We start from the raw sequence: 26,352 nt of genomic DNA on the forward strand, positions 1-26,352 counted from the left end.
GGCCCGCTCCGGCGAGGATGCCCGGACGAGGATGCGGTGCCCGCCCGTCCGTACGAGAGGAGTCCGCCGATGTCCGCCGTTCCCGCTGCTCCCGTCCCTCCGTCCGTCCCCGGCACGGTGCTGCTCTCCGGCATCGTCGGCTCCACCGCGTACGGCTTCGCCCACGCCGGCTCCGACCTCGACCGGCTGGGCCTGTTCGCCACCCCCACCGAGGAGTTGCACGGCCTGCACCGCCCGGCCGAGTCCCAGGTGACCACCGCGCCGGACCTCACCCTGCACGAGGCCGCCAAGTGGTGCCGGCTGGCGCTGGGCTGCAACCCGACCGCCTCCGAGCTGGTCTGGCTGCCGGACGGGCTCTACGAGGTCCGCACCCCGCTCGGCGACGAACTGGTCGGCCTGCGCACGGCCTTCCTCAGCGCACCGGCCGTACGGAAGGCCTACCTCGGCTACGCCGACCAGCAGTTCCGCAAGCTGCTGACCCGCGACACCACCGATCCGGCCACCCGCCGCCGGGCCGCCAAGCACGCCCGGCACCTGGTCCGGCTGGTCGAGCAGGCCGTCCGCCTGCACGAGACCGGCCGCAACCTGATCCGGCTGCCCGACCCCGAACGCATCCGCGAACTGGGCGAACGCATCGCCGACCGCCCCACCCTCGCGGAGGGCCTGCTGGCCGCCGCCGCCGACCGCCTCGCCGGCCCCGGCGTGCTGCCCGCCGCGCCCGACCCGCGCCCCGTCGAGGCCTGGCTCCGCCGGGTCCGCGCCGCCCACTACACACCGCCTCAAGACCCGCTCCACAACCCCGGCACGCCCGCGCAATCCACTGGCGGAGCCCTGGGCCCCACCGGGTAGGATCGCCGTGGTCCTCCCACCCGGAACCCCGGGTGTTCCAGGGCCGCGGGGCGCTAGCTCAATTGGCAGAGCTGCGGACTTTTAATCCGTAGGTTCAGGGTTCGAGCCCCTGGCGCCCCACCGCACCGAGGCCGGATCGGGATGTTCTCCGATCCGGCCTCCGTCGTTCCCGGGCGCGGGCGTTCCGCCGCCCGGAGCCGCGCACCGTCACGGGCCGCGGCCGGTCCTGGCGGAAGCCGCCCGGGCCTGCCCCGCGTGCCCAACTCCGGTGCGTGTGAGGGCGTTGGGGTGCCTACGCCTGGGGTGGGCCGATCCGCTGCCGTCCGCGGCCGGTGCGCGCCCCGCGGCCGGTGCCGATCGCGTGGCGCCCCCACCTGCCGTGCCGGTGGCTGGAATTCGGTGTGGACGCGGACCGGTGGAGTGGCATGGGTCACGTCGGAATCGGGCGTTTTCGACTGTTCTGCGGTGGTGTTGCCCGTCGGTCGGCGGGGTTGTCCGAGGGCCGAGGGTCGGTGATCGTGTCGGGCCTAAATATGATCGGAAGCCACGATCGTCGGTTAGTGGTGACGGTCGTATGTGCAACCTGGGAACGGTTCGGGCCGTCTCTCTGTGTGCGGTGCGCCGGATCGTCAGGGGCGTCGCTTCCGTCGGTGAAAGGTACGCGCATGTCAGGTCGGAGGGGCGAGAGCCCGGCTCGGGGCGAGGACATGCCCACGACGGAAGGTGCGGAGAGCCCAGTGCCCGGTCCGCGCAGCGGTGGCCGGGCGGAGGCCCGCCGTGCCGCGCAGGGCAAGGGTGGCGGTTCGGCCACCGCGGGTGCCGCGGCCGCCGCGGGCGGCGGCCGGGCCGCGGCGCGCAAGAGCGCCAAGCCCAAGAAGAACGTGAAGAAGATCGTCGCCTGGTCGACGGCGGGCGTGCTGGTGGTCATCGCCGGTGTCGGCGGCGCGATCTACCTCAAGCTGAACGCCAACATCAAGTCCTTCGACGCCGACGCCATAGCCCGCAACCGCCCCCCGGAGGCGAAGGCCGACGCGGACGGCAACAGGCCGGTCAACGTGCTGCTGATCGGCTCGGACAGCCGCGGCAAGAACAACTCCGACCTCGGCGGCGGCGCCGACGACGGCGGCGCCCGCTCGGACACCACGATCCTGCTGCACGTCTACGCCGACCACAAGCACGCCGTCGGCATCTCGATACCGCGCAACGCCAAGGTCGAGCTGCCGTCCTGCAAGCTGCCCAACGGCAAGTGGACCAAGGGCGGCAACACCGACCTGTTCAACGCCGCGTTCTCGATGGGCGGCAGCGACGACGGCAACCCGGCCTGCACCCAGAACACGGTGGAGAAGCTCACCGGAATCCGCGTCGACCACACCCTGGTCGTCGACTTCAACGGCTTCGCCGCGATGACCAAGGCCGTGAACGGCGTGGACATCTGCCTGCCGAAGCCGATCTACGAGGGGGACATCAACCCCAACCTGAAGAGGAAGGGCGACCTCGTCCTCCCGCAGGGCAAGCAGACCGTCGAGGGCCAGCAGGCGCTCGACTACGTCCGGCTGCGGCACGGCATCGGCGACGGCTCGGACATCGGCCGGATGAAGCGCCAGCAGGCCTTCCTCGGCTCGCTCGCCACCAAGATCAAGAAGGAGGGGATGAACCCCACCACCCTCCTGCCGCTGGCCGACGCCGCGACCAAGTCGCTGGTCGTCGACCCGGGCCTGGACTCGGCCGACAAGCTTGCCTCCTTCGGCCTGTCGCTGAAGAACATCGACATGCACGACCTGAAGTTCGTGACGGCACCCTGGCGCTTCCGCACCCAGGACAAGGACCTCGACCTGGTCCAGCCGGACGCCAACAAGCTCTGGGAGACCCTCAAGGCCGACCAGACCATCGACGGCCAGAACGCCACCGGCCAGCAGCCGGACGCCCCGGCGGACGGCACCGGCCCGGCTCCGCAGCAGCCCGCCGCGCCCACCACCCCGGCCGCCCCGGCCGCGGACACGTCCAACTCGGCGATCAGGGTGGCGGTCTACAACGGGACGATGACCAACGGCCTGGCCGGCAAGGCGACCGAACTGCTGAAGGGCGCCAAGTTCACCGCCAGCACGGCGGGCCAGGCGGCGAGCACCAAGTACAAGACCACCACGATCGAGTACGGCTCCGGGCAGAAGGCGAACGCCGAGAAGGTCGCCGCGCTGTTCCCCGGCGCCAGCCTGGAGTCCAGCACCGCCCGGGGCATCTCGGTGATCACCGGCCAGGACTTCGCGGCCGCGATGGGGATGTCGACCGGTGCCCCCGCCGGCGGCGGCGCGACGGCCGCCACCCCGGGCGTCCCGGCGCCCCCGCAGCCGCTGCCGACCACCATCACCAACGACGCCCGCTCGGCGGACGACGACATCTGCGCGAACACCAGTTACGGCAGCGGCGGCTGACCGCACCGGAACGACCGCACCCACCGGAACGACGGGGACGACCCCCGGGCCGGCGCCCTCCGGGGCGCGCGGGCCCGGGGGTCGTGCCATGGTGGGCGTAAGGGAGTCCGGCGGCCACCGAAAGGCGGACCCATGCCCGAGATCGCCCTCCAGCTCGACATCGCCGCGCCCCGGGACGTGGTGCTCGCCGCACTCACCACGCACGACGGGCTGACCGCCTGGTGGACCACCGGCGTGGACCGGGACGGCGACGTCCTGCTGTTCGACTTCCCCGACGTCCCCGAGCCGTTCCGGCTGCGGGTGGAGCGGGCCGACCGGGACCGGGTGGTGTGGACCAACGCCGGGTCCTTCCCGCCGCACTGGGCCGGCACCTGGATCAGCTGGGAGCTGTCCGACCAGCCCGTCGCCCCCGACGAGCCCACCGCCTCCGAGCCCGGCCGGCCCGCCGCGCCCGGGCGCACCCGGCTGCTGTTCCGGCACGGCGGCTGGCAGCCGGGCAGCGAGGACGGCGTCCCGGCGGTGGCCGGCACCTGGGCCGAACTGCTGGTCCGGCTCAAGGACTACGCGCAGAGCGGCAAGGTGCAGCCGTACTTCGTCACCGGGCACCACCACGACGCCCCGTGAGCAGCCCGGGGAAGAGTTCGGTGAACAGCCCCGGTGAACAGCCCGTGAGCACCCCGCCCGAGCCCCGTGACGGTCCGGCCGCCGGTCGCCCGCCAGGGCGCCGTCCGGTGGCGGGATCGCGGCGGCGGACCGAAGGTGGCGGTGTACCGCCGTCGTCCCGGCCGGGCCGTACCCCCACCAGGCCAGGCCGGGACGAGGGCCCGACCGCTCCGACCGTCCCGACCACCACAGCCGGCCACCACCGCCTCCGGGAGGCCCAGCAATGCCCGTAGTCACCGATCCGTACAAGCCCGGCACCCCGTGCTGGGTCGACCTGATGGCGAGCGACCAGCAGGCCGCGCTCGACTTCTACCGCGACCTGTTCGGCTGGCAGGGCGAGGTCGGCCCGGCCGAGTTCGGCGGCTACGCCGTGTGCATGCTCAACGGCCGGCCGGTCGCCGGGATCATGGCGCAGGCGGCGCCCGAGGGGCAGCCGACGCCGCCCGTCGCCTGGACCACCTACCTCGCCTCGGACGACGCCGACGCGGCCCGGGCGTCCATCACCGAGGCCGGCGGCACGGTCCTGTACGACCCGATGGACGTCGGCACGATCGGCCGGATGCTGGTCGCCGCCGACCCGACCGGCGCGGTGTTCGGGGTCTGGCAGGCGATGGACTTCATCGGCGCGGGCGTGGTCAACGAGCCCGGCGCACTGGTCTGGAACGAGCTCAACACCGCCGACACCGGCGCGGCCGGCCGCTTCTACCAGCCGGCCCTCGGGCTGCGCCCGGCCACCATCCAGGGCATGGACGGCTACTTCTCGCTCAACGTCGCCGACCGCACGGTGGGCGGCATGCAGGCGATCCCCGGCTACCTGGCGGCCGGCACGCCCTCGCACTGGATGACCTACTTCTCGGTGGACGGCGCCGACTCCACGGTGGACGCCCTGGTCAAGGCGGGCGGCTCGGTGATCCAGCCGGCCTTCGACATGCAGTCCGGCCGGATGGCGGTGGTCCAGGACCCGCAGGGCGCGGTCTTCGCGGTCATCGAGGCGCCCGAGGCGCAGATGCCCGACTCGCCGTAACGCCGCCCCGGCGCCGTGACGCCGCCCGGTCCGGCCCCGCCCGGCAACCGGAAGCCGCCCTTCCCGCGACGCGCCGCCGGGAAATGGGCGGCTTCCCCCCGTTCCCGGGTAAGACTGCACCCATGCTGGGGCTACCGGACGACATCCGTGCTTTCCTCTTCGACCTCGACGGGGTGCTCACCCAGACCGCGAAGGTGCACGCCGCGGCCTGGAAGGACACCTTCGACGCCTTCCTGCGCGCCGAAGCCGCCCGCACCGGCGGCCAGTTCGTCCCCTTCGACGCCGTCACCGACTACGACACCTACGTGGACGGCCGCCCGCGCCTGGACGGCACCCGCGCGTTCCTGCGCAGCCGGGGCGTCGACCTGCCCGAGGGCACCCCGGACGATCCGCCCAACTCCCCCACGGTGCAAGGGATCAGCCGGGCCAAGAACGACACCGTGCTGCGGCTGATCCGGGAGCAGGGCGTCCAGGCGTACCAGGGCTCGGTCGACTACGTGCACCGGCTGCGCGCGGCCGGGCTGCCCAGCGCCGTGGTCTCCTCCAGCGCCAACTGCCGGGACGTGCTGCGGGCGGCCGGCATCGAGGAACTGTTCGAGGTGATCGTGGACGGCAACACCGCCAAGGCCGAGGGACTGCCCGGCAAGCCGGCCCCCGACACCTACCTGTACGCCGCCCGCGCCCTCGGCGTCGAACCCGCCCACGCCGCGGTCTTCGAGGACGCGCTCGCCGGGGTCGCCTCCGGCCGGGCCGGCGGCTTCGGCGCGGTGGTCGGGGTGGACCGCACCGGCCAGGCCGCCGAACTGCGCCGGGACGGCGCCACCGTGGTCGTCCAGGACCTCTCCGAGCTCCTGGGGGAGGAGGCATGACTCCCGGGGACAAGAACTTCGCGATCGACCCCTGGCAGATCACCGAACAGGGCCTGGACCTGGCCTCGATGGCCCGCGCCGAGTCGGTCTTCGCGCTCTCCAACGGCCACATCGGCCTGCGCGCCAACCTGGACGAGGGCGAGCCGCACGGCCTGCCCGGCACCTACCTCAACGGCGTCTTCGAACTGCGCCCGCTGCCGTACGGCGAGGGCGGCTACGGCTACCCGGAGTCCAGCCAGAGCGTCATCAACGTGACCAACGGCAAGATCATCCGGCTGCTGGTGGACGACGAGCCCTTCGACCTGCGCTACGGCGAACTCGTCAGCCACAAGCGCTGGTTGGACGTCCGCGAGGGCCTGCTGCACCGCGAGGCGGAGTGGACCTCCCCGGCCGGGCGGACGATCAGGGTGCGCTCCTCCCGACTGGTCTCGCTCACCCAGCGCGCCGTCGCCGCCGTCGAGTACAGCGTCGAGGCGGTGGACGGCCCGGTGCGGATCGTGCTCCAGTCCGAGCTGGTCGCCAACGAGCAGCTGCCCGGCGGCCCCGAGGGCGATCCGCGGGCCGCCGCCGTGCTGGAGGCGCCGCTGCAGCCCGAGGCGCACCACGCCAGCGGGACCAAGGCCATCCTGGTGCACCGCACCCGGTACAGCGGCATCCGGGTCGCGGCCGGGATGGACCACATCATCGAGGGGCCGGAGAAGTCCGACACCGTCGCCGAGGCCGACGCCGACCAGTGCCGGATCAGCGTCACCACCGTGCTCAAGGCCGGACAGCGGCTGCGGCTGACCAAGTTCATGGCCTACGGCTGGTCCGGCACCCGCTCGCTGCCCGCCGTCCGGGACCAGGTGGAGGCCGCGCTGACCGCCGCCCGGTACACCGGCTGGGACGGGCTGATCGCCGAACAGGCCGAATTCCTCCAGGAGTTCTGGGAGACCAGCGACATCGAGATCGAGGGCGACGTCGAACTCCAGCAGGCCGTCCGGTTCGCCGTCTTCCACGTCCTGCAGGCCGGCGCCCGCAGCGAGGAGCGGGCCATCCCCGCCAAGGGGCTGACCGGGCCCGGCTACGACGGGCACAGCTTCTGGGACACCGAGACCTTCGTCCTGCCGGTGCTCACCTACTGCCTGCCCGCCGCCGTCAACCAGGCCCTGCGCTGGCGGTACACCACCCTGCCGCTGGCCCGCGAGCGGGCGGTCCAACTCGGCCTGTCCGGCGCGGTGTTCCCGTGGCGGACGATCCGCGGCGAGGAGTGCTCCGGGTACTGGCCGGCCGGCACCGCTGCCTTCCACATCGGCGCCGACATCGCCGCCGCCGTCGCCCGCTACGTCCGGGCCACCGGCGACGCGGAGTTCGAGCGCGAGTACGGGCTCGAACTGCTCGTCGAGACCGCCCGGATGTGGCGCTCGCTCGGCCACCACGACGTGGCCGGGAGGTTCCGCATCGAGGGCGTCACCGGCCCCGACGAGTACAGCGCCGTCGCGGACAACAACGTCTTCACCAACCTGATGGCGCAGACCAACCTGCGCGCCGCCGCCGAGGCCGCCGTCCGCAACCCGCACGAGGCCGCGCTGCTCGGCGTGGACACCGAGGAGACCGCCGCCTGGCGCGACGCGGCCGCCGCGATGTACATCCCGTACGACGAGGACCTCGGCGTCCACCCGCAGGCCGACGGCTTCACCCACCACCAGGTCTGGGACTTCGAGCACACCCCGCCGGAGAACTACCCGCTGCTGCTGCACTACCCGTACTTCGACCTGTACCGGAAGCAGGTGGTCAAGCAGGCCGACCTGGTGCTCGCCATGCAGGTCCGCGGCGACGCCTTCACCGACGAGCAGAAGGCCCGCAACTTCGCCTACTACGAGCGGCTGACCGTCCGGGACTCCTCGCTCTCCGCCTGCACCCAGGCGGTGATCGCCGCCGAGGTCGGCCAGCTCGACCTCGCCTACGACTACACGGCCGAGGCCGCGCTGATGGACCTGCACGACCTCGGCGGCAACACCCGCGACGGCCTGCACATGGCCTCGCTCGCCGGGGCCTGCATCGCCCTGGTGGCCGGCTTCGGCGGGCTGCGCGACCACGGCGAGGCGCTCTCGTTCCGGCCCCGGCTGCCGTCCGGGCTGATGCGGCTGAGCTTCTCGCTGCTGGTGCGCGGGCACCTGCTCGGCGTGGAGATCACCCACGAGCGGACGACGTACACGTTGCGCCGCGGCGAGGTCCTCCACGTCCGGCACGACGGCGAGGCGGTGCAGGTCAAGTCCGGCGCCCCGGTCACCCTGCCGACCACCGCCCCGCCCGCCCAGGAGCGGGTCGCCCAGCCCCCGGGCCGCGAACCCGGCCGCCGCAAGCCCCAGGCCGGCCTCGCGGCGGGCAAGCTCGGCCAGCAGGACCACCTGGCGGCCGAGTAGCAGCCCGCACCCCTCACCCGTTCGCCCCGCCCCGGCTGCGCCGCCCCCGGCCGCCCCGGAGAGTGCTGGTGTCCCGTGGAGCCGCCCCAGCGAAGGAGTCGCCGCCGTGCCGAGCGTGGCCGAACAGATGGTGGAGGTGCTCCGGCAGGCCGGGGTGGAGCGGGTCTACGGCGTGGTCGGGGACAGCCTCAACCCCGTCGTGGACGCCATCCGGCGGGCCGACGGCATCAGCTGGGTGCACGTGCGCAACGAGGAGGCCGGCGCCTTCGCGGCCGCCGCCGAGGCCGAACTCTCCGGCCGGCTCGCGGTCTGCGCCGGCTCCTGCGGCCCCGGCAACACCCACCTCGTCCAGGGGCTGTACGACGCCCAGCGCAGCGGCCTGCCCGTGCTCGCGCTCGCCTCGCACATCCCGTCCGGGCAGATCGGCACCGGCTTCTTCCAGGAGACCCACCCCGAGCGGGTGTTCACCGACTGCAGCACCTGGTGCGAGATGCTCTCGACCCCCGCCCAGCTGCCCCGCCTGCTGCGGGTCGCCGTCCAGCACGCGCTCGGCTCGCACGGCGTCTCGGTGCTCGCCTTCCCCGGGGACGTCGCCGCGCTCTCCGCCGCCGCCCCCACCGGCACCAGCCACTTCCTCACCGAGCAGGCCGTCGCCGCCCCGCCCTGGTCCCAGGTGCAGGAACTGGCCCGGCTGCTCAACGCCGCCCGCAAGGTGGTGCTGTTCTGCGGCGCCGGGGTGCGCGGGGCGCACGCCGAGGTGATGGCCGCCGCGCAGGCCCTGAACGCGCCGATCGGCCACTCCCTGCGCGGCAAGGAGTGGATCCAGTTCGACAACCCGTACGACGTGGGCATGAGCGGCCTGCTCGGCTACGGGGCCTGCCACGAGGCGCTGCACTCCGCCGACCTGGTGGTGCTGCTCGGCACCGACTTCCCGTACGACTCCTTCCTGCCGCAGGCGCACACCGTCCAGGTCGACCACGACGCCACCCGGCTCGGCCGCCGCACCGCCCTCGAACTCGCCGTCCACGGCGACGTGGCCGCCACCCTGCGGGCCGTGCTGCCGCTGCTCGACGCCAAGCGCGACCGCGCCTTCCTGGACGGGATGCTGCGCAAGCACTGCCGGTCGCTGGAGGACGTGATCGGCGCGTACACCCGGGACATCGAGAAGCACCTGCCGATCCACCCCGAGTACGTCGCCTCGGTGCTCGACGAGGTGGCCGCCGAGGACGCCGTGTTCACCGTGGACACCGGCATGAACAACGTCTGGGCCGCCCGCTACCTCCAGCCCAACGGCCGCCGCCGGGTGATCGGCTCCTTCCTGCACGGCTCGATGGCCAACGCCCTCCCGCACGCGATCGGCGCCCAACTCGCCTGCCCCGGGCGGCAGGTGGTCGCGATGGCCGGCGACGGCGGGATCGGCATGCTGCTCGGCGAGCTGCTCACGGTGGCCAAGCACCGGCTGCCGGTGAAGACGGTGGTCTTCAACAACGGCGCGCTCGGCATGATCAAGCTGGAGATGCTGGTCTCCGGCTACCCGGAGTTCGAGATCGACAACGGGGACGTGGACTACGCCGGGATCGCCCGGGCGATGGGCATCCAGGCCAAGCGGGTGACCGAGCCGGCCCGGGTCCGGGAGGTGCTGGTCGAGGCGCTGGAGCGGCCGGGCCCGGCCCTCGTGGACGTGGTCACCGACCCCAACGCGCTCTCCATCCCGCCGCACATCACCGCCGCCCAGCTGAAGGGCTTCGCGCTGGCGGCGGGCAGGACGGTGCTCTCGGGCGGCGTCGGACGCATGGTCGACCTGGCCCGGAGCAACCTGCGGAACATTCCGCGGCCGTGAGCGGGGGCCGGTCGGGGCGCCTGTCGGAGAGGTCTTGCCTCTGAGGCAAAATTCTTGCCCGTGCGGCACGGCGGGTGTCCACTGGACACATGACCAGCAGCTCCACCGGCGCCGCCGCAGCAGGCGAACAGCTCGACGACCAGGAGGTCGCCGGCCTCGCCGCCCGTCTCCGTGAGCACCGGCTCAGCAGCCGTCTCACGCTGGAGGTGGCCGCCGGGCGGGTCGGGCTCTCCCCAGCCTATCTGTCCCGACTGGAAACCGGCCGCCGGCAGCCCTCGCTGCCCGTCCTGCTCGGCCTCGCCCGCGCGTACGGGACCTCGGTCTCCGGCCTGCTCGGCGAGACCCTCGCCGAGCCGGACCCGATCGTCCGCGGCGGCGCCATCGAACCCGGCCGGGCCGGTGGCTGGGGCTACCGGCGGGCCGGCGCCCCCGGCCGCGCGATGCAGGCCCTGCGGGTGCACGTCCCGCCGGGCGTGCAGGACACGGTGGTCCGGGTCCACCCGGGCGAGGAGTGGCTGTACGTCCTGAAGGGCGCGCTCCGCGTCACCCTCGGCGACCGCGTCCACCACCTCGCGGTGGGCGACTCCGCCCACTACGACTCGCTCACCCCGCACTGCATCGCCGCAGAGTCGGACAGCGGCGTCGAACTGCTCTTCGTCCACACCCTGCTGCAGAGCCCCGGCGGCGAACTCTGCCTCGGCGGCGGCCCCGCCGCCGTTCACTGACCTGCCGTCAGAACACCCCGGAGGAGATCACCATGGCCGATCCCACCACCACCGTCACCCCGGCCGCCGACGCCGAGAACCCGGCCGCCGGTGCCGACACTCCGGCCGGCCCGAAGACCATGGACGCCGGCAAGTGGGCCAACAAGCGGGTCTACCACCGCCTGGTGCTCTACACCGTCGGCTGCCACCTCTTCGCCGGGTTCATCATCCTCCTGTTCCAACTCGGCAGCCGGAACAAGTAGTTCACACCCCGAACCGTCCGCCCGCCCCCACCCCCGAGGGGGCGGGCGGACCGCCGTTCCCGCACCGGCCCGGCCCACCTGCCTTCTCCCCTTCCCGCTCAGGCCCCGCGCAGCAGTTCGCAGAGGGCCTGGACCGCCGCCGGGAAGGCGTGGTCCGGTGAGGTGGCGTAGCCGATGACCAGGGCGGTCGGGGCCTCGGCGGGGGACGGGGTGGTGCGGTGCCAGGCGAGGCCGTGGAGGGCGAGGCCGGCCTGCTGGGCGCGGGCGAGGAGTTCGGGTTCGGGGGTGGAGCCGGGCGGCAGCCGGATGACGACGTGCAGGCCGGCCGCGATGCCGGTGACCCGGACGTGCGGGGCGTGTTCGGCGAGCGCCGCGACCAGGTGGTCGCGCCGGCGCCGGTAGTGCAGCCGGCAGCGCCGTACGTGGCGGTCGTACGTGCCGGAGGTGATCAGTTCGGCGAGCGTCAGCTGGTCCAGCACCGGGGACATCGTGTCGGCCAGCGCCTTCAGCCGGGCGACCGGCTCGACCAGCGCGTCCGGCAGGGCCAGCCAGGCCAGCCGCAGGCCCGGCGCGAGGCTCTTGGCGGCCGTCCCGGCGTACACCACCCGTTCCGGGTCCAGCGCCTGCATCGCGCCGAGCGGCTGCCGGTCGTAGCGGAACTCGCCGTCGTAGTCGTCCTCGATGACGTACCGGTCCTGCTCCCGCGCCCACCGCACCGCCTCGGCCCGCCGGTCGGCGGAGAGCGCCGCGCCGGTGGGGAACTGGTGGGCGGGGGTGAGGAGGACGGCGCCGGCCCGGGGGTCGAGCCGGTCGACCAGGGCGCCGTCCGCGTCCAGCGGCACCGGGGCGGTGGCGAGTCCGGCGGCCCGGGCGACCGCGTGCTGCGGCGGCAGCCCGTACTCCTCGACGGCGAGCGTGCGGGCGCCGCGTTCCCGCAGGGCGGCGCAGAGCAGGCCGAGGCCCTGGGTGACGCCGGTGCAGACGAGCAGGTGGTCGGGGTCGGTGCGCACGCCGCGGACCCGGGCCAGATAGTGGGTGAGCGCCTGCCGCAGTTCGATCCGGCCGAGCGGGCTGCCGTAGTCGAGGGCCTCGTGCGGCGCGGTGGCGAGGGCGCGGCGGGCGGCGGCCAGCCAAGCGGTGCGGGGGAAGAGCGAGAGGTCGGGCCGTCCGGCCATCAGGTCGTACCGGGCGGTCTGCCGCGCCCGTACCGCCCGGGGGGCCGGCCGCCGGCCCTGGACCGGTTCCGGGACCGTCCGCCGGGCGACGGTGGTGCCGGAGCCCTGCCGGGAGCTGAGCCAGCCCTCGGCGGTGAGCTGGCCGTACGCCTCGACCACGGTGTTGCGGGCGATCCCGAGGTCCTCGCCGAGCGCCCGGGAGGACGGCAGCCGGGTGCCGGGGGTGAGCCGCCCGTCCTGGACGGCCTCGCGCAGTGCGTCCTCCAGGGCGGCCCGCAGTCCGGCGCCGGCGGCCCGGCGCTCGGTGAGGTCCAGGTGCAGGTCGCCGCCGAAGGTGGTCCAGGAGGTGGTCCGGGAGGTGCTCACGGCCTCCATTCTCGCCTGGGACCCGGGAGTGTCGGCATCATGGGCCGGTGGACGATGCGGCGCGGAACAGCAGTCGGAACGAGAACTCGGGCACGGTGAAAGGTGTGCTGGTTCAGGCGGACAGCATTGAGAACCTCACTATCCACCCGCAGCCCGCTGTGCTCCCGCTGACGGAGCCCGCGGAGCTTACTGCTCTCGCCGGTGCGGTCGGGAGGCAGTGGACGGCTGAGGCAGGGCTGCGCGGGCTGGGGGACAGCGTGGACATTGCGGTGGAGTGGGAGACCGGCTGGGATCCGGGGGAGTCCGGGGACGCCGTGCGGCTCTACTCGCCTGCGCTGGTCGAGGAGTTGCGCGGGCCGTTGGCGTACCGGCTGGTGCTCACCGGCCCGTCAGGTGCGGGGAAGTCGTCGCTGGCCGTCCGACTGCTCCTGGGGCTGCTGGAGGTCCGCGAGGTCGGGCAGCCCGTTCCGGTCCTCTTCCTGTTGTCAGAGTGGAACCCCTCGATGCACTTCGAGACCTGGCTCATCCAGCGGATCGTCGAGGACTACGGCGATGAGGACCCGGGCCTCGAGCCGCAGACCGTCAAGGTGCTGCTGGGGGACCGCTCGATCGTGCCCGTCCTGGACGGGCTGGACGAGCTCACGCCGAGGACCCGGCGCGCGGTGCTGCGGGGCCTGGAGACGGCGTGGGGGGAGAGCGACCCGCTGATTCTGACCTCCCGGCCGCGGGAGTACGAGAAGGAGTCAGGTCGCGTCCGGTTCCTGCACGCGATGCCCGTCCTGCGGTCGCGCCCGGTGTCGGTTCGGGCCGCCGGAGCATACCTCACCGCGGTCTGCCGCCCCGACCGGCGCCCGGCCTGGCAGCAGGTGGTGGATGAGCTGTGGCGGAACCCGGACGGGGTCCTCGCCACGGTTTTCTCCTCTCCGCTGATGCTCTGGCTGGCTCGTGTCGTCTACGAGCAAGATGGGTCGGACCCAGGGGAGTTGACGGGCCCGGGACTGCGGACCGGGTGGGCTGTCGAGGGGCACCTGCTGGACGAGTTCATCCGGGTGAAGTTCTCCTCGGATCCCCCGTCCCCGCACATCCCCCGGCCGATGGGCGCCTGGGACCCGGACCGGGCGGTCAAGCACCTCCGCTTCCTGGCCCGGCGGTTGAACCGCGAGCGGACCCGGAACCTCGCCTGGTGGCGCTTGCGGAGCCGGTTGACAGCGCCCTTGGTGTGGGGTGCCCTGGTGATGACTGTGACGGCGCTGCTCGGTGCGGTGGTGGCGCGCTGGGTGCTCGCGCCGCTGTTCCGGGTCCTCGGCTGGACGGGGCACGCGCACGCCGCCGAGGCGATGAGCACGATCGGGGCGGCCGCGACGGTGACGGCTGTGGTCGGGGCCTTCGTCGCGGCACATCTGCATGGCTTCGACGGCCGGCCGCGGCGGCCGGCCGGGCGGTGGTCCCAGATCCTGCTGGTCCTGCCGGCGGTGGTGGCGGTCGGCCTTGCGTCCTGGGGCGGGCCGACCCCGGCGGTCGCGCTGACGATGGCCCTTCCTGTACTCGCCGGCGTCGTCCTGGCGACGCCGGTGGAGTCCGGTGCGATGGCGGCCGTGACCTCCTTGCCGGCGGGGGAGCGGCGGATGGCGTTGGTGAAGGCCCTGGTCGTTGCTCCGGCGGTTGCGGGGGTCCTGGTCTTGGGGACCGGATCCGACGAGTTCGGCGTGGGCGTCTTGGTGGGCGCCTTCCTGGACGGCTGGCTGTGTACCGCCTTGGCGCTGACTGCGCTCGGCTGGTGGGGTCGGTGGACTGCCAACCGTGCGGTCTTCACGTTGTGCGGGAACCTGCCTTGGCGGACCCTGGAGTTCCTGGAGGACGCCCACCGGTTGGGGATCCTGCGCAAGGTCGGCGGGATCCACCAGTTCCGGCATGCCGGACTGCAGCAGCGCCTCGACGGTTCGTGGTCCGGTGAGTCGGGCCACTCCTCGGCCGGGCGGTCCGAGATCCGACTGCGGAGCAGTCGGGGAAGCCTCCGCGCGTTGGTGGACTTCGGGTTCGTGCCAGCGTTGCTGGTGATCGCCTTCATGTTGCTGGTGTGGCCGCGTGCGGTCGGGGACGACTACTGGGCGGACTGGCACAGTACCTGGGAACTGGCGGCTCCCCGGTTGCTGCCGACGGCGGCCGTAGCCCTGCTGTTGACGCTGTCGCTGTGGCTGGTGGCGACGCGGCTGCGGGTCGACGCAGAGACCATCGAGGTCAACCGTGGCCGGAAGCTCCGGATCGGTTGGCAGGAGATCGCGGAGGTCGGGGTCCGCCCGCTGGAGTCGATGGAGCGGCTCCGCACGGTCCTGCCTGGCCTGCCGGAGATGTACTGCCTGGCGGTGCGGCCGGTGGCTGGCTGGGTCGGTCCCAAGTCTCGGACGGATTCCAAGGGCTGGGTCCGGGTGTGGGACCTGGACAAGACGGGTGCCGTGCCGTTCGAACTCGAAGCCGCACTGGAGCGGTTCGCCGGGGACCGTTGGGATCCGGAGCCGGTCGAGTCCGACGCCGGGAAGCGGCGCAGGGCCGGTCGTGGGCGGGCCGGCCGGCCGTGACGGCGCCACCAGGTCGGGCGGGTGGGGGTGGTTATCGTGTCCTCCCGGTCGGTTAGCGTCCGTCACTGGACCGACGGATCCCGACCCGAGGATGTGACAGGGTGAGCGAGGAGAACCTCCCGGCCGAATCGGCCGAGCCGGCTGAAGCAGTCGAATCGGCCGAGCCGACCGAACCGGCCGAACTGGCCCGGCGTTTCGAGGCGGAGCGCCCCCAGCTGCGGGCGGTGGCCTACCGGATGCTCGGGTCGCTCGCCGAGGCCGAGGACGCCGTGCAGGAGGCCTGGCTGAAGCTGGGCCGCAGCGATGTGGGCGGGGTGCGCAACCTCGGGGCGTGGCTCACCACCGTGGTCGGCCGGGTCTGCCTGGACCAGTTGCGTTCCCGTGCCTCCCGCCGGGAGGATCCGCTGCCCGAGCAGGAGGGCCGGGTGCGGCTGCCGGACCCGGTGGTCGGCGGGCTGTCGGCGCTGGACCCGGTGCACGAGGTGCTGGTCGCGGACTCGGTCGGGATCGCGCTGATGGTGGTCCTGGAGACGCTCTCCCCGGCGGAGCGGGTGGCCTTCGTGCTGCACGACATGTTCGAGGTGCCCTTCGACGGGATCGCCGAGGTGCTCGGCCGGACCTCCGCCTCCACCCGGCAGTTGGCCAGCCGCGCCCGCCGCCGGGTCCAGGGCGCGACCCCGGCGGCGGACTCCGACGACGCCCGCAAGCGCGAGGTGGTGGAGGCCTTCCTGCGGGCCGCCCGGGGCGGGGACTTCGACGCTCTGCTGACGGTGCTCGACCCGGACGTGGTGGCCCGGTCGGACGGCGGCACGCTGGTGCCGAGCGTGCTGCGCCGCGGTGCGGCGGACGTCGCCTCGCAGGCGATCGCCTTCGCCCGGTTCGCCGCCGACGGCCGGCTGGTGCTGGTCAACGGCTCGCCCGGGGTGGTGTCCTTCGCCGGGGGCCGTCCGCTGTCGGTCATGTCGTTCACCGTGCACGGGGGCCGGATCACCGGGCTGGACATCCTCACCGACCCGACCCGGCTGGCCGCCCTGGGCCTCACCACTGGCTGACCGGGAACCGCCGGGGGCGCCCGGGCGCGGGCGGGGCGCCCCCACCGTTCCTCCACGTGGTGTTTCCCGTCGCTTTCCGGGCCGCCGTCACACTCGCGCGCTACGGTGCCGCCCATGGCGAACTTTGTGCTGGTGGCGGGCGCCTGGCTCGGCGCCTGGGCGTGGGACGAGGTCGTGGCGGAGCTGCGCGCGGCCGGGCACGGGGCGTACCCGCTGACGCTCTCCGGGCTCGCGGAGAAGCGCGGCGCGCCCGCGGGGCAGCAGGCGCACGTGGCGGACGTCGTCGCGGAGGTGGAGCGGCTGGACCTGCGCGAGGTGGTGCTGGTCGGGCACAGCTACTCGGGCATCCCGGTGGGCCAGGCCGCCGAGCGGATCGGCGGGCGGCTGGCCGGGCTGGTCCTGGTGGACGCCAACGTGCCGGTGGCGGGGGAGTCCTTCGCCGACCAGCTGCCGGAGCCGGCCGCGCTGCGGGCCGACCTGGCCGCGCACGGGGGCTGGTGGCCGCCGCTGCCGCCGGCCGAGTTCGCCGAGCAGGGGCTGACGGTCGGGCAGATCGCCCGGATCGCCGCGGGGGCGACCCCGCACCCGGGCCCCTCGCTGACCGAACCGGCCTTCCTGGAGGGCCCGTTGAGCGCTCTCCCGGCGGTGTACGTGAAGTGCCTGATGGACTGGCCGGAGCCGCCGCCGGTGGTCGCCGGGCTGGTCGCGGACGGCCACTGGCGGCTGGTGGAGCTGGACACCGGGCACTGGCCGATGTTCTCCCGGCCGGCCGACCTCGCCGGGATCCTGGGCGAGGCGGCCCGTACGGCGAAGAGCGGTGGCCGGACGGCTCAGAGCGACAGGTAGACCGCGCTGCCGACGCCGGCCAGGAAGCAGTACAGCGCGAACGGCGTCAGGCTGCGGGTCTCGAAGTACCGGGTGAGGAACCGCACCGAGACGTAGCCGGCCACGAAGGCGGCGACGCTGCCCGCGAGGACGGGGCCGAGCACGCCGGAGTTCTCCGGCCTGAACAGCTCGGGCACCTTGAGCACCGAGGCGGCCAGGATGACCGGGGTGGCGAGCAGGAAGGAGAACCGGGCGGCGTCCTCGTGGTGCAGTCCGCGCAGGATGCCGGCGCTCATGGTGACGCCGGAGCGGCTGATGCCCGGGAACAGCGCGAGGATCTGCGCGGCGCCGATCCAGGCGCCCTGCCCGTAGCCGAGCCTGGTCAGCCGGTGGTCGGAGGCGATCGCCGGGTCCAGGCCCGGCTCGTCGGCGGCGTGTCCGGCGGTGTGTCCGGCCCGGCGGCGGCCGGTGCCGCCGCGCTTGAGCCGCTCGGCGCCGAGCAGCACGAGCCCGTTGAGGGCGAGGAAGACCGCGGCCGGGACGGGCTTGCCGAGCGCGTTGCGCAGGGCCTTCTCCAGCGCGAGGCCGGCCACGCCGACCGGGATGGTGGACAGGACGAGCAGCCAGGCGAGCCTCTCGTTGCGGGTCTCCACCCGGCGGTGCCGGATCGAGCCGAACAGCCCCTCGACCACCCGGACCCAGTCCTTGCGGAAGTAGACCACCAGGGCGAGCGCGGTGGCCAGGTGCAGGGCGACCAGGGCGGCGAGGTACGAGGAGCCCTCGGCGGTCATGTCGAGGTCGTGCTGGATCCGCCCGCCGACCAGGGCGGGCAGCAGGATGCTGTGGCCGAGGCTGGAGACCGGGAAGAGTTCCGTCACGCCCTGGAGCAGGCCGACGCCTATCGCTTCCGGGTAGGTCAGGGTCGACATCGCGCACCTTCGCTCGGGGGGTCGGTGGCCGGCCGGGTCGGGGGCCCTCGCGAAGCTACTACGCGCATGTAGACGTTCGGCAGCCCCGCCGTCGGAAGTTCACCGACCGTACGGCTGCGGGACACCGGGGGCGAGGTGCCCGATCAGCGCCGCCGCCACGGAGGCCAGGACGGTGGCGGACGGGACGGCCCGGTGCGCCGCGTCGCCGAGCAGGACGACGGCGGTCACCGCGGCCGGCATGCCCGCCAGCGGCAGGGCGACGGTCAGGACGGCGAGCAGGCGGCGGGGGCGGCGCGGGGGGTCCGGGCGGGTCACGGCGGTCTCCTTCGGGCTCGACCCGGGCCACGATGCCGCCTCCCGCAGCGTCAGGTGCAAGCCCTTTTCCCGGCGCCGCCCGCCGCCCGCCGCCCGCCGCCGCCCGCCGCGAGCCGCGGGTCAGCCCGTCGCCACCCGCCGCCACCCCGGCCCGTCCTCGGCCACCGGCGCGGCCGCGAAGTCGTAGCGCAGCCGGTCCGGCCCGAGCGCGAGCAGCGAGATCGACGAGGAGCCCCAGATCCGCCCGTCGCCGAAGTCGCGCCGCTGGATCAGCGCGGCGTCCGCGTCCGGCGCCAGCCCGTCCCCGGCGACGATCGGCAGCCATCCGCCCCAGGCCGCGGCGGCCGGCCCGTCGGCGGTCGGTTCGGGCCGGGGTTCGGCGGTGAGGCGGGACCGGAAGTGGGCGGCCCGCGCGGCCATCAGGTCGCGGATCCGCTCGGAGGTGGTCCGGTCGGCCGCCCGGCCCTCCAGCCCGTCGTTGAGCACCACGCTCAGGCCGGACGGCAGTTCGCGCTCCTCCAGCCGTCCGCCGCTCCAGCTGGACACCCGGGCCCCGTCGGCCCGGACCAGGACGAGGTGGAACGGGTCGTACGGGGTGAGGTCGAGGTGGCCGATGCCGCCCTCCCGGACGGCGGTGAGCGGCAGCCGGCCGCGGGTGCGCCGGGCCTCGGCGGGGGCGAGCGGGCCGAAGCCGTTCAGCAGGCAGGCGGCGGTGCGCCGGGCCGGGTCGACGGCCAGCCAGGTGCCGCCGGCCGCGAGGTCCAGTCCGCCGAGCAGGTCGGGCCGGTCCGGCCAGTGGTGGTCCGGCGGCAGCCAGGCGCGGCCCAGGTACTCGTCCCGGACGGACAGCAGCAGCACCGGCACGGCCGCTTCCGGCTCGATGCTGACGAACGCCGTGCACACGACCGGGCCCCCTGACCTCGTCCTGTCGGAGACCTCCTGGCGGTGATCTCCTGCCGGCGATCCTCGCACGGTCGTTCGCACGCCGGAAGTGGCCCAAGGAACGCGTGGCCGAACGCACCAGGACGGCAGGCCACCCCGCTCCTAGGCTGGCGACCATGACGACGAACGAGACCACGCGCGCGACCGCGGACGGGACGGCCGGTACGGACGGCGCCCCGGTGCCCGCCCCCGAGCAGCGCCTGCTGATGCACAAGCTCGCCCCCGCCTACTACCAGGCGATGGTCGCCGTGGACCGGGCCTCCCGGGAGGGCGTCGACCCGGTCATCGCCGAGCTGGTCAAGGTGCACGCCTCGATGATCAACGGCTGCGCCTTCTGCATCGACATGCACTCCACCGACGCCCGCGAGCACGGCGAGCAGGACCACCGCCTGGTCTCCCTCCCGGCCTGGCGCGAGACCCCGTGGTTCACCGCCCGTGAGCGCGCCGCCCTGGCCCTCACCGAGTCCGTCACCCTGCTGACCCAGGGGCACGTGCCGGACGCCGTGTACGCGGAGGCCGCCGCGCGGTTCGACGAGACCGAGCTGGCCCAGCTGATCGCGCTGATCGCCACCATCAACGCCTGGAACCGGATCGGCGTGTCCACCCGCATGAGCCCGGCCGCCAGGTGAGCGCCGCGGACCCCGCCGTCCGGCGGGAGCGGGCCCGGCTGCTGCGGGAGCTGCACCGCCCGGGCGAGCCGCTGGTGCTGGCGAACGCCTGGGACGTGCCGAGCGCCCGGCTGGTGGCCGCCGCCGGGGCGCGGGCGGTGGCGACGGCCAGCGCGAGCGTGTCCTGGTCGCTCGGCAGCGCGGACGGCGGCGGCGCCGACCCTGGGCAGGTGCTGGCCCGGACCGCCCAGGTGGTCCGCGCCGTCGACCTGCCGGTCACCGCGGACCTGGAGGGCGGCTACGCGGACACCGCCGCCGGGGTCGGGGAGACGGTCGCCGCGCTGCTCGCCACCGGTGCCGTCGGGGTGAACCTGGAGGACGAGGGGCGCCCCCCGGCGGAGGCCGCCGAGCGGATCGCGGCCGCCCGGGCCGCGGCGGACGCGGCCGGCGTGCCGCTCTTCGTCAACGCCCGGACCGACGTGTTCCTGCGCGGGATCGGCGCCCCGGAGGGCCGGCTGGACGACGCGGTGCACCGGCTGCGGGCGTACGTCGAGGCGGGCGCGGACGGGGTGTTCGTCCCCGGGGTGTCCGACCCGGAGACCATCGCCGCCCTGGTCGGGGCCGTCCCGGCGCCGCTGAACGTGCTGGCCGGCCCCGGCTCCCCGGCGGTCGCCGAGCTGGCGAAGCTCGGCGTGGCCCGGATCAGCCTGGGCCCGGGCCTGGCCGAGGTGGCGTACGCGGCGGTCCGCCGGGCCGCCGAGGAGGTGTACGGGAGCGGCACGTTCACCGCGCTCGCGCAGGGGCTGGGCTACCCGGAGCTCAACCGGCTGTCCGCGCTCTGAACCCGGCGGCCCGAGCGCCGCGGGTCGAGCGGTCGTCGTGCGTCGGGTGGCGTGGGCGGCCGGCCGTTCGGGGGTCGGCCGGCCGCCCGCGCTCCGGTGGCGGAGCGCCGGGTCAGTTCAGGATCTGCCCGCTGAGCCCCGGGTGGGCCATCTGGTTGGTCCCGATCGCCTCGATCTCGTTGGCGGGCTTGCCGAGCAGCGGGAGCTTGCCCACGGTCCGCAGGGCGAGGTCGCCCGGGGAGACTTCGAGGCCGTCGGTGAGCCCGCCGGTGGCGTCCGGCGAGGAGGCGGTCTGGGAGGTGGCGGAGGCCGCCGGGACGGCGAGGGCGAGGCCCGCCATGGTGAGGGCGGCCAGGGTGGCGAGTTTCTTCATGCCCTGCCGAACGACCCGGACCGCCCTCAGGTAACCGGTCGGCTCAGACCGTCACCCACAGGGTGCGCACGCTGTTGCTGACGAACGAGGCGATCGGCTCGTCGGTCCGGCCCTCCGCGAGGGCCAGCCCCGGGAAGCGGGTGAACAGGTGCCGCAGCGCCGTCTCGGCCTCCATCCGGGCGAGCCCGGAGCCGAGGCAGAAGTGCGGGCCGTGGCCGAGCGACAGGTGCTTGGCGGGCTGCCGGGTGAGGTCGAAGCGGTCCGCGTCCGGGTGGTGCCCGGAGTCCCGTCCGGCCGCCGCGTAGGAGGCCAGCAGCGCCTCGCCGCGCCGGATCACCACGTCGCCGACCGCGATGTCCTCGCTCGCGTAGCGCAGCGGGAACTGCCCGACCGGGGAGTCGTAGCGCAGGGTCTCCTCGACCACCGCCGACCACGGCTGCTCCCCGTCCAGGACGAGCCGCAGCTGGTCCGGGTGGGCGAGCAGGGCGCGGACGGCGTTGGTGATCAGGTTGAGCGTGGTCTCGTGCCCGGCGACCAGCATCAGCAGCAGGGTGCCGACCAGCTCGGCCTCGCTGAGCCGGTCGCCCGCCTCGTGGACGGCGATCAGGTCGGTGGTCAGGTCGTCGCCGGGCTCGGCCCGCTTGGCCGCCACCACCGAGGCCAGCAGCGCGTTCAGGCCCCGCTGCGCGGCCAGCGCCGCCGCCGGGGTGGCCGAGCTGGAGACCATGGTGTCGGACAGCTCGTGCAGCTCGTCCTGCTCCGCCAGCCCGAGGCCGAGCAGTTCGCCGATCACCTGCATCGGCAGCGGGTAGGCGAAGTGCCGCCGCAGGTCGAACTCGCCCTCCAGCTTCGCGACCCCGTCCAGCAGCGCGACCGTCCGGGCCTCGACGGCGGGGGCCAGGTCGGCTATCCGGCGCGGGGTGAAGGCCTGCGAGACCAGTCCGCGCAGCCGCCGGTGGTCCTCGCCGTCGGCGGTGACCATGCCGGGGACGACGATGAAGTTGAGCAGCGGCCAGCCCTCCGGCAGCCGTCCCTCCCGGAAGGTCGTCCAGAGCCGGGCGTCCTTGCCGACCCGGGGGTCGGACAGCAGCGACTGGAGGGTGTCGTGGTGGGTTACCGCCCAGACCACCACCCCGCCAGGGAGCTCCACCAGGACCGCGGGGCCGGCTTCGCGGAGTCGGGCGTTCTCGCCGTGCTGGTCGCGGCCGAAGGGGTCGAGTCTGACGGGCTCGGCGCGGGTTCCGGATTCGGTGGTGGTGTCCATGCGGGCCTCTCGGGGGCGGGCGGGCGGGGCGGGGTGAAGGCGCTGTAGAGCACCGGGAGGGCGGTCAGGGCCCGGGACCACGGGGACGGGCGCCAGGCCAACTCGCCGGGTGGTACGGCCAGTTGGAGGTCAGGCAGGCGGTGCAGCAGGGTCTCGACGGCGGTCTCGACGATGATCCGGGCCGGGTGCTGGGCCGGGCAGACGTGCCGGCCCGCGCCCCAGGCGAGGTGGGCCCGGTTGCCGCCGAGCGAGCCCTGCGCGGCGGCCGAGACGCCCTGTGCGGCCGGGTCGGCGTTGGCCGCGGCCAGGCCGAGGACGAGCATGTCGCCGGCGCTGATGTACTGGCCGCCGAGCACGGTGTCGCCGGTGGCCCAGCGGCCGGGGAAGTTCTGGGTGGGCGGGTCGCGCCAGAGCACCTCCTCCAGCGCGTCGGAGACGGTCAGCCGCCCGCCGGTGAGGGTGGCCCGGAAGCGCCGGTCGGTGAGCAGCAGCCGCAGCGTGTTGCCGGTCCAGTTGATGGAGGTCTCGTTGCCCGCGACCATCAGCACCACCAGGTGGTGCACCGCCTCCTCGTCGGTCAGCCCGGCCGGGTGGGCGAGCAGCCAGGAGGTGAGGTCGGCGCTGGGGGCGGCCCGGCGGCGGCGCACCAGGTCGACGAGCAGTGCCTGGAACTCCAGGCCGGCGCGCTGCGACTGCGCGCTGCTGTCCACGAAGTGGCTGATCAGCTCGACCACCCGGGGCCCGCTCTCCACCGGCAGTCCGACCAGCTGGGTGAAGACCAGCAGCGGCAGCCGGCGCGCGTACTGGGCGACCAGGTCGGCGGTGCCGTCCGGGCCCCAGCCGTCGATCAGCCCGTTGGCGGCGGCCTCGGTGGTGCCGCGCAGCTGGCGGTGGTCGATCTGGGCGAGGGTGTCGGAGACGGCGGCGCGCAGCCGCTGGTGCTCGGCGCCGTCCAGGTTGAGCAGGGTGGGCCGCCAGGAGGTCATCGGCAGCAGCCGGGAGTCGGCCGCCAGCCGGCCCTCGGCGGGCACCCGCCAGCGGCGCGAGTCCTTGGAGAACAGCGCCTCGTTGCGGGTGAGTTCGAGCAGTTCGGCGTAGCCGAGGACGAGCCAGGCCTCGACCCCGGGCTCCAGCTCGATCGGGGCGACCGGCCCGTAGCGCTCGCGCAGCCGGGCGTAGAGGCCGTGCGGGTCCTCGGCGACGGCCGGGCCGTACAGCGGCGTCAGCGGCACGCCCACGGGCAGCCCGCCGGGCCGTCCGCCGCCGTGGGCGACGGGGCACCCGGGGGCTCCCGGGTGTTCGGGGGAGGTCATCCCTGGAGCTCCAGGATCGAGTTGCGGTGCAGGTGGTCGACGAAGTCGATCAGCAGGTCGTAGGACTGCCGGCGGTCGCGCGCGTCGCAGTGCAGGATCGGCACCTCCGGCAGCAGGTCCAGCGCCGAGCGCAGCTCCTCCTCCGGGTAACTCGGCGTGTCCGGGAAGGTGTTGACCGCGACCGCGAACGGGATGCGCTGCTCCTCCAGCCGGCCGAGCACGTCGAAGCTCTCGTCCGGGCGGCGCAGGTCGACCATGGCGATGGCGCCGAGCGCTCCGCGCGACAGGTCGTCCCAGAGCGGCCAGAACCGCTGCTGCCCGGGCGTGCCGAACAGGTACAGCGCGAGCCGCGAGTTGAGCGTGATCCGGCCGAAGTCCAGCGCCACCGTGGTGGTGGTCTTGCCGGCGCGACCGGTGAGGTCGTCGATGCCGGCGCTGGCGGCGGTCATGGTCTCCTCGGTGCGCAGCGGGGTGATCTCGCTCAGCGAGCCGACCAGGGTGGTCTTGCCGACCCCGAACGGACCGGTGACCAGGATCTTGACCGCGCCCTGCACCGAGGAGGGCAGGTACTGCGGCCCGGCGGCGGACCCGGCGGCGTCCGTGGCGCCCGGTGCGTCCGGGGCGTCGGGGACGGCTTCAGCGGAGTTGGCGGAGGCCAACGAGCACCTCCTCCAGGAGGGTTGCGGGCAGGCGTTCGGCCTGGGGGACGGGCGGGAGCACCTGCACGGCGCCGAGGTCCCAGAGGTCACCGACCAGCACCTTGACGACGCCGAGCGGCAGCCCCAGGTGGGCCGCCACCTCGGCGACGGACAGCAGGCTGTGGCAGAGCGCGAGGATGCGCCGGTGCTCACGGTTGATCAGCTCGTGCTCGGGCAGGTCCGGCGGCTCGGGCAGTCCTAATGGTCCGGGCACGGCGCTGACCAGGCTCTCCACGGCCAGATCGGACCGGGTGGGGCGGCTGCGCCCACCGGTGATGACGTACGGCCGGACCGGGCCGCTCACCGGTGGCCCCCCGCCGCGTGGTCGACGCGCGGCGGGCTGGTGAGGTGGGTGCCGATCCGCTCGACCAGGACCTGCATCTGGTAGGCGACCAGGCCGGCGTCGACCGCCTCGCCGGCCACCACGGCCAGGTGCGCGCCGGCCCCGGCGGCGACGACGAAGAGGTAGCCGCCGCCGTACTCGATGATGATCTGGCGGGTGGCGCTGCCCGGTCCGCCGAAGCCCGTCGCGACGCCGCGGGCCAGCGACTGCAGTCCGGAGCAGGCGGCGGCGAGCCGTTCGGCGTCGTCGCGCGGGATGCCCGCGCTGCGGCCGATCTCCAGGCCGTCGTTGGAGACGACGACGGCGTGCTGGACCTGCGGGACGGCGATGATGTCGGCGAGCAGCCAGCCGAGATCAGGGGTGGTGGTCATGGAACTCTCCGGAGCGCTGGGGAAGTCGGGGGGAAGCGGGAAGGGAAGGGGTGGACTGGGCCCGGACGGCGGAACGGCCGCTGGCCGTCCCGGCCTGGAACATCGCCATGAACGCCTGCGCGTCCCGGGCCGAGCGGTACGGCGGCGCGGGCGGCGGTGGGGGAGCGGCGTGCTGGGCGGGGCGGCCCGTGCGGCCGCGCCGGTGGCTCCGGCGGGGCAGCGGGGGAGGGGTGTCACCGGTCGCGGCGTGCCGGCCGGGCGGCGGGGTCTCCACCAGGGGGTGGCCGGCGGGAGAGGCCGGCCGGGGGCCGGGGTTGAACGCCCGGTCGTCCGGCCCGAGGCCGGGGACGGTGGGCGGCAGCGGCTCGGTGAGCAGCGCGTTCGGCAGCAGCAGGACCACCCGCACGCCGCCGTACGGCGAGGGCGCCGAGCTGAGCGTGACCCGGAAGCCGTACTGCTCGGCGAGCCGGCCGACCGCGGCGAGGCCCAGCTGCGGCACCTCGCCCAGCCGGGAGACCTCCAGGGTGCTGCCGCCGGCCAGCGCGGCGGCGGCCTTGGCGACGGCCTGTTCCGGCATGCCGACGCCGCCGTCGTCGATCTCGATGACGGCGCCGTTGTGGACCGGCATCAGGGTGACGAACACCTGGGTGCTGGGCGGGGAGTAGCGGGTGGCGTTGTCCAGCAGCTCGGCGATCGCGTGGATCAGCGCCTCGGCGGCGGCGCCGACCACCGCGGTCTCGGTCCGGCTGCGCACCACCACGCGCTGGAACGGCAGGATGCGCGACTGGGCGCCGCGGACGACGTCCTCCAGGGAGACCGGTTCCGGCCAGTGCCGGCCGGCCCGCGCGCCGCACAGCACGGCCAGGGTCTGGGCCAGCCGGGCCTGTTGGGCGGCCGCGTGGTCGGCCTTGAGCAGGCCCTCCAGCAGCGTCGGGTCGTCGTGGGTGCGCTCCATCTCGTCCAGCAGCGCCTGCTGGTCGTGGGCCATCACCAGGATCCGGCGGGCGACGCTGAGGAAGGCCCGCTGGGTGGAGGCGGTGTGCTCCTGCTCCTGCTGGACGGCGGCGAGTTCGGCGCCGCGGCGGGAGAGCTCGGTGGCCAGCTGTTCCTGGACGGCGAGGAGTTCGCCGCGCAGCCGGTCGGCACGGCCGCGCTGGGTGACGGACACGGCGCGGTACCGCGCGGCGGCCACGAGGGCGAGGACGGCGAGTACGCCGGTTGCCGTTACGGACCACTGAGTCATCGTCACGCCGCGAATTCTAGGGTGATGATCCTACGAAGGTGTGAACGGATCTCGCCAAGTGACCGGATCTC

25 protein-coding genes and 1 tRNA gene are annotated in these 26,352 nt (G+C 74.3%); 15 read left to right on the forward strand and 11 right to left on the reverse strand.

What is annotated here, in order from left to right:
* Positions 1-69 precede the first annotated feature (69 nt).
* From ACFY4B_RS33925 to ACFY4B_RS33970, 10 genes are all read left to right on the forward strand, one after another.
* Positions 70-849, forward strand: a complete 780-nt coding sequence (locus tag ACFY4B_RS33925; protein WP_387974355.1) for a DNA polymerase beta superfamily protein — start codon at positions 70-72, stop codon at positions 847-849.
* Positions 850-896: 47 nt separating this feature from the next.
* Positions 897-969 (forward strand) — tRNA-Lys (locus ACFY4B_RS33930).
* A gap of 587 nt (positions 970-1,556) precedes the next feature.
* Entirely contained in the window at positions 1,557-3,278 is a 1,722-nt protein-coding gene (locus ACFY4B_RS33935; protein ID WP_079272026.1) for an LCP family protein, read from the forward strand.
* Between the two features lie 132 nt (positions 3,279-3,410).
* The gene (locus ACFY4B_RS33940) at positions 3,411-3,902 is read left to right on the forward strand and encodes an SRPBCC domain-containing protein (RefSeq protein WP_375876774.1); all 492 of its coding nucleotides are present in this window, start codon (positions 3,411-3,413) and stop codon (positions 3,900-3,902) included.
* A gap of 262 nt (positions 3,903-4,164) precedes the next feature.
* Complete coding sequence (locus ACFY4B_RS33945; RefSeq protein ID WP_049651767.1) at positions 4,165-4,965, forward strand: VOC family protein; 801 nt, start codon at positions 4,165-4,167, stop codon at positions 4,963-4,965.
* A gap of 122 nt (positions 4,966-5,087) precedes the next feature.
* On the forward strand, positions 5,088-5,834 hold the full coding sequence (locus ACFY4B_RS33950; protein WP_387974360.1) for an HAD family hydrolase: 747 nt from the start codon (positions 5,088-5,090) through the stop codon (positions 5,832-5,834).
* Positions 5,831-8,239: a glycoside hydrolase family 65 protein gene (locus ACFY4B_RS33955; RefSeq protein WP_387974363.1), complete on the forward strand. Its 2,409-nt coding sequence runs from the start codon at positions 5,831-5,833 to the stop codon at positions 8,237-8,239. The genes ACFY4B_RS33950 and ACFY4B_RS33955 overlap by 4 nt, the downstream gene beginning before the upstream one ends.
* Positions 8,240-8,366: 127 nt before the next feature.
* Complete coding sequence (locus ACFY4B_RS33960) at positions 8,367-10,079, forward strand: pyruvate dehydrogenase (RefSeq protein ID WP_049651777.1); 1,713 nt, start codon at positions 8,367-8,369, stop codon at positions 10,077-10,079.
* 89 nt (positions 10,080-10,168) lie between these two features.
* Positions 10,169-10,804: a helix-turn-helix domain-containing protein gene (locus tag ACFY4B_RS33965; RefSeq protein WP_049651770.1), complete on the forward strand. Its 636-nt coding sequence runs from the start codon at positions 10,169-10,171 to the stop codon at positions 10,802-10,804.
* A 32-nt stretch (positions 10,805-10,836) separates the two neighbouring features.
* A complete protein-coding gene (locus ACFY4B_RS33970) occupies positions 10,837-11,046 on the forward strand; it encodes a DUF6126 family protein (protein WP_049651771.1) in 210 nt (69 codons plus the stop codon).
* Between the two features lie 98 nt (positions 11,047-11,144).
* On the opposite strand, the gene ACFY4B_RS33975 is transcribed toward ACFY4B_RS33970, so the two are convergent.
* Positions 11,145-12,587, reverse strand: coding sequence for a PLP-dependent aminotransferase family protein (locus ACFY4B_RS33975; RefSeq protein WP_387974366.1), 1,443 nt, complete (start codon positions 12,585-12,587; stop codon positions 11,145-11,147).
* 257 nt (positions 12,588-12,844) lie between these two features.
* Here ACFY4B_RS33975 and ACFY4B_RS33980 point away from each other — a divergent pair, with 257 nt between their 5' ends.
* The 3 genes from ACFY4B_RS33980 to ACFY4B_RS33990 all read left to right on the forward strand — a co-directional run bounded on the left by ACFY4B_RS33980 (position 12,845) and on the right by ACFY4B_RS33990 (position 17,061).
* Positions 12,845-15,163: a hypothetical protein gene (locus tag ACFY4B_RS33980; protein ID WP_387974369.1), complete on the forward strand. Its 2,319-nt coding sequence runs from the start codon at positions 12,845-12,847 to the stop codon at positions 15,161-15,163.
* A 182-nt stretch (positions 15,164-15,345) separates the two neighbouring features.
* Complete coding sequence (locus ACFY4B_RS33985; protein WP_387974412.1) at positions 15,346-16,215, forward strand: sigma-70 family RNA polymerase sigma factor; 870 nt, start codon at positions 15,346-15,348, stop codon at positions 16,213-16,215.
* Positions 16,216-16,329: 114 nt separating this feature from the next.
* Positions 16,330-17,061 carry an alpha/beta fold hydrolase gene (locus ACFY4B_RS33990; protein WP_387974371.1) on the forward strand — a complete coding sequence of 244 codons (732 nt, stop codon included), beginning with the start codon at positions 16,330-16,332 and terminating at the stop codon, positions 17,059-17,061.
* On the opposite strand, the gene ACFY4B_RS33995 is transcribed toward ACFY4B_RS33990, so the two are convergent.
* From ACFY4B_RS33995 to ACFY4B_RS34005, 3 genes are all read right to left on the reverse strand, one after another.
* Complete coding sequence (locus tag ACFY4B_RS33995) at positions 17,046-17,969, reverse strand: undecaprenyl-diphosphate phosphatase (protein ID WP_387974374.1); 924 nt, start codon at positions 17,967-17,969, stop codon at positions 17,046-17,048. The genes ACFY4B_RS33990 and ACFY4B_RS33995 overlap by 16 nt on opposite strands.
* A gap of 99 nt (positions 17,970-18,068) precedes the next feature.
* Complete coding sequence (locus ACFY4B_RS34000) at positions 18,069-18,284, reverse strand: hypothetical protein (protein WP_074002072.1); 216 nt, start codon at positions 18,282-18,284, stop codon at positions 18,069-18,071.
* Positions 18,285-18,404: 120 nt separating this feature from the next.
* Entirely contained in the window at positions 18,405-19,187 is a 783-nt protein-coding gene (locus tag ACFY4B_RS34005; RefSeq protein ID WP_049661068.1) for an NRDE family protein, read from the reverse strand.
* Between the two features lie 155 nt (positions 19,188-19,342).
* On the opposite strand from ACFY4B_RS34005, the gene ACFY4B_RS34010 reads away from it, so the two are divergent.
* Together ACFY4B_RS34010 and ACFY4B_RS34015 are read left to right on the forward strand one after the other, a co-directional pair.
* Complete coding sequence (locus ACFY4B_RS34010) at positions 19,343-19,855, forward strand: carboxymuconolactone decarboxylase family protein (RefSeq protein WP_387974377.1); 513 nt, start codon at positions 19,343-19,345, stop codon at positions 19,853-19,855.
* Positions 19,852-20,676 (forward strand): isocitrate lyase/phosphoenolpyruvate mutase family protein, encoded by an 825-nt coding sequence (locus ACFY4B_RS34015; RefSeq protein WP_380779099.1) that lies wholly within the window; start codon positions 19,852-19,854, stop codon positions 20,674-20,676. Before ACFY4B_RS34010 ends, ACFY4B_RS34015 begins: the two co-directional genes overlap by 4 nt.
* 112 nt (positions 20,677-20,788) lie before the next feature.
* On the opposite strand, the gene ACFY4B_RS34020 is transcribed toward ACFY4B_RS34015, so the two are convergent.
* From ACFY4B_RS34020 to ACFY4B_RS34050, 7 genes are all read right to left on the reverse strand, one after another.
* Entirely contained in the window at positions 20,789-21,049 is a 261-nt protein-coding gene (locus ACFY4B_RS34020; protein WP_049653159.1) for a hypothetical protein, read from the reverse strand.
* A 43-nt stretch (positions 21,050-21,092) separates the two neighbouring features.
* A complete protein-coding gene (locus ACFY4B_RS34025) occupies positions 21,093-22,178 on the reverse strand; it encodes a cytochrome P450 (protein ID WP_234348443.1) in 1,086 nt (361 codons plus the stop codon).
* Positions 22,163-23,626 carry a cytochrome P450 gene (locus ACFY4B_RS34030; RefSeq protein WP_241852825.1) on the reverse strand — a complete coding sequence of 488 codons (1,464 nt, stop codon included), beginning with the start codon at positions 23,624-23,626 and terminating at the stop codon, positions 22,163-22,165. The genes ACFY4B_RS34025 and ACFY4B_RS34030 overlap by 16 nt, the downstream gene beginning before the upstream one ends.
* Positions 23,623-24,192 carry an ATP/GTP-binding protein gene (locus tag ACFY4B_RS34035; protein WP_049653188.1) on the reverse strand — a complete coding sequence of 190 codons (570 nt, stop codon included), beginning with the start codon at positions 24,190-24,192 and terminating at the stop codon, positions 23,623-23,625. Before ACFY4B_RS34035 ends, ACFY4B_RS34030 begins: the two co-directional genes overlap by 4 nt.
* 70 nt (positions 24,193-24,262) lie before the next feature.
* Complete coding sequence (locus tag ACFY4B_RS34040; protein ID WP_049653167.1) at positions 24,263-24,628, reverse strand: DUF742 domain-containing protein; 366 nt, start codon at positions 24,626-24,628, stop codon at positions 24,263-24,265.
* On the reverse strand, positions 24,625-25,038 hold the full coding sequence (locus ACFY4B_RS34045; protein WP_049653168.1) for a roadblock/LC7 domain-containing protein: 414 nt from the start codon (positions 25,036-25,038) through the stop codon (positions 24,625-24,627). The genes ACFY4B_RS34040 and ACFY4B_RS34045 overlap by 4 nt, the downstream gene beginning before the upstream one ends.
* Positions 25,022-26,281 (reverse strand): sensor histidine kinase KdpD, encoded by a 1,260-nt coding sequence (locus ACFY4B_RS34050; protein WP_117488975.1) that lies wholly within the window; start codon positions 26,279-26,281, stop codon positions 25,022-25,024. Before ACFY4B_RS34050 ends, ACFY4B_RS34045 begins: the two co-directional genes overlap by 17 nt.
* Positions 26,282-26,352 lie beyond the last annotated feature (71 nt).

Source organism: Kitasatospora sp. NPDC001261, from assembly GCF_042896795.1.
Classification (GTDB): Bacteria; Actinomycetota; Actinomycetes; order Streptomycetales; family Streptomycetaceae; genus Kitasatospora.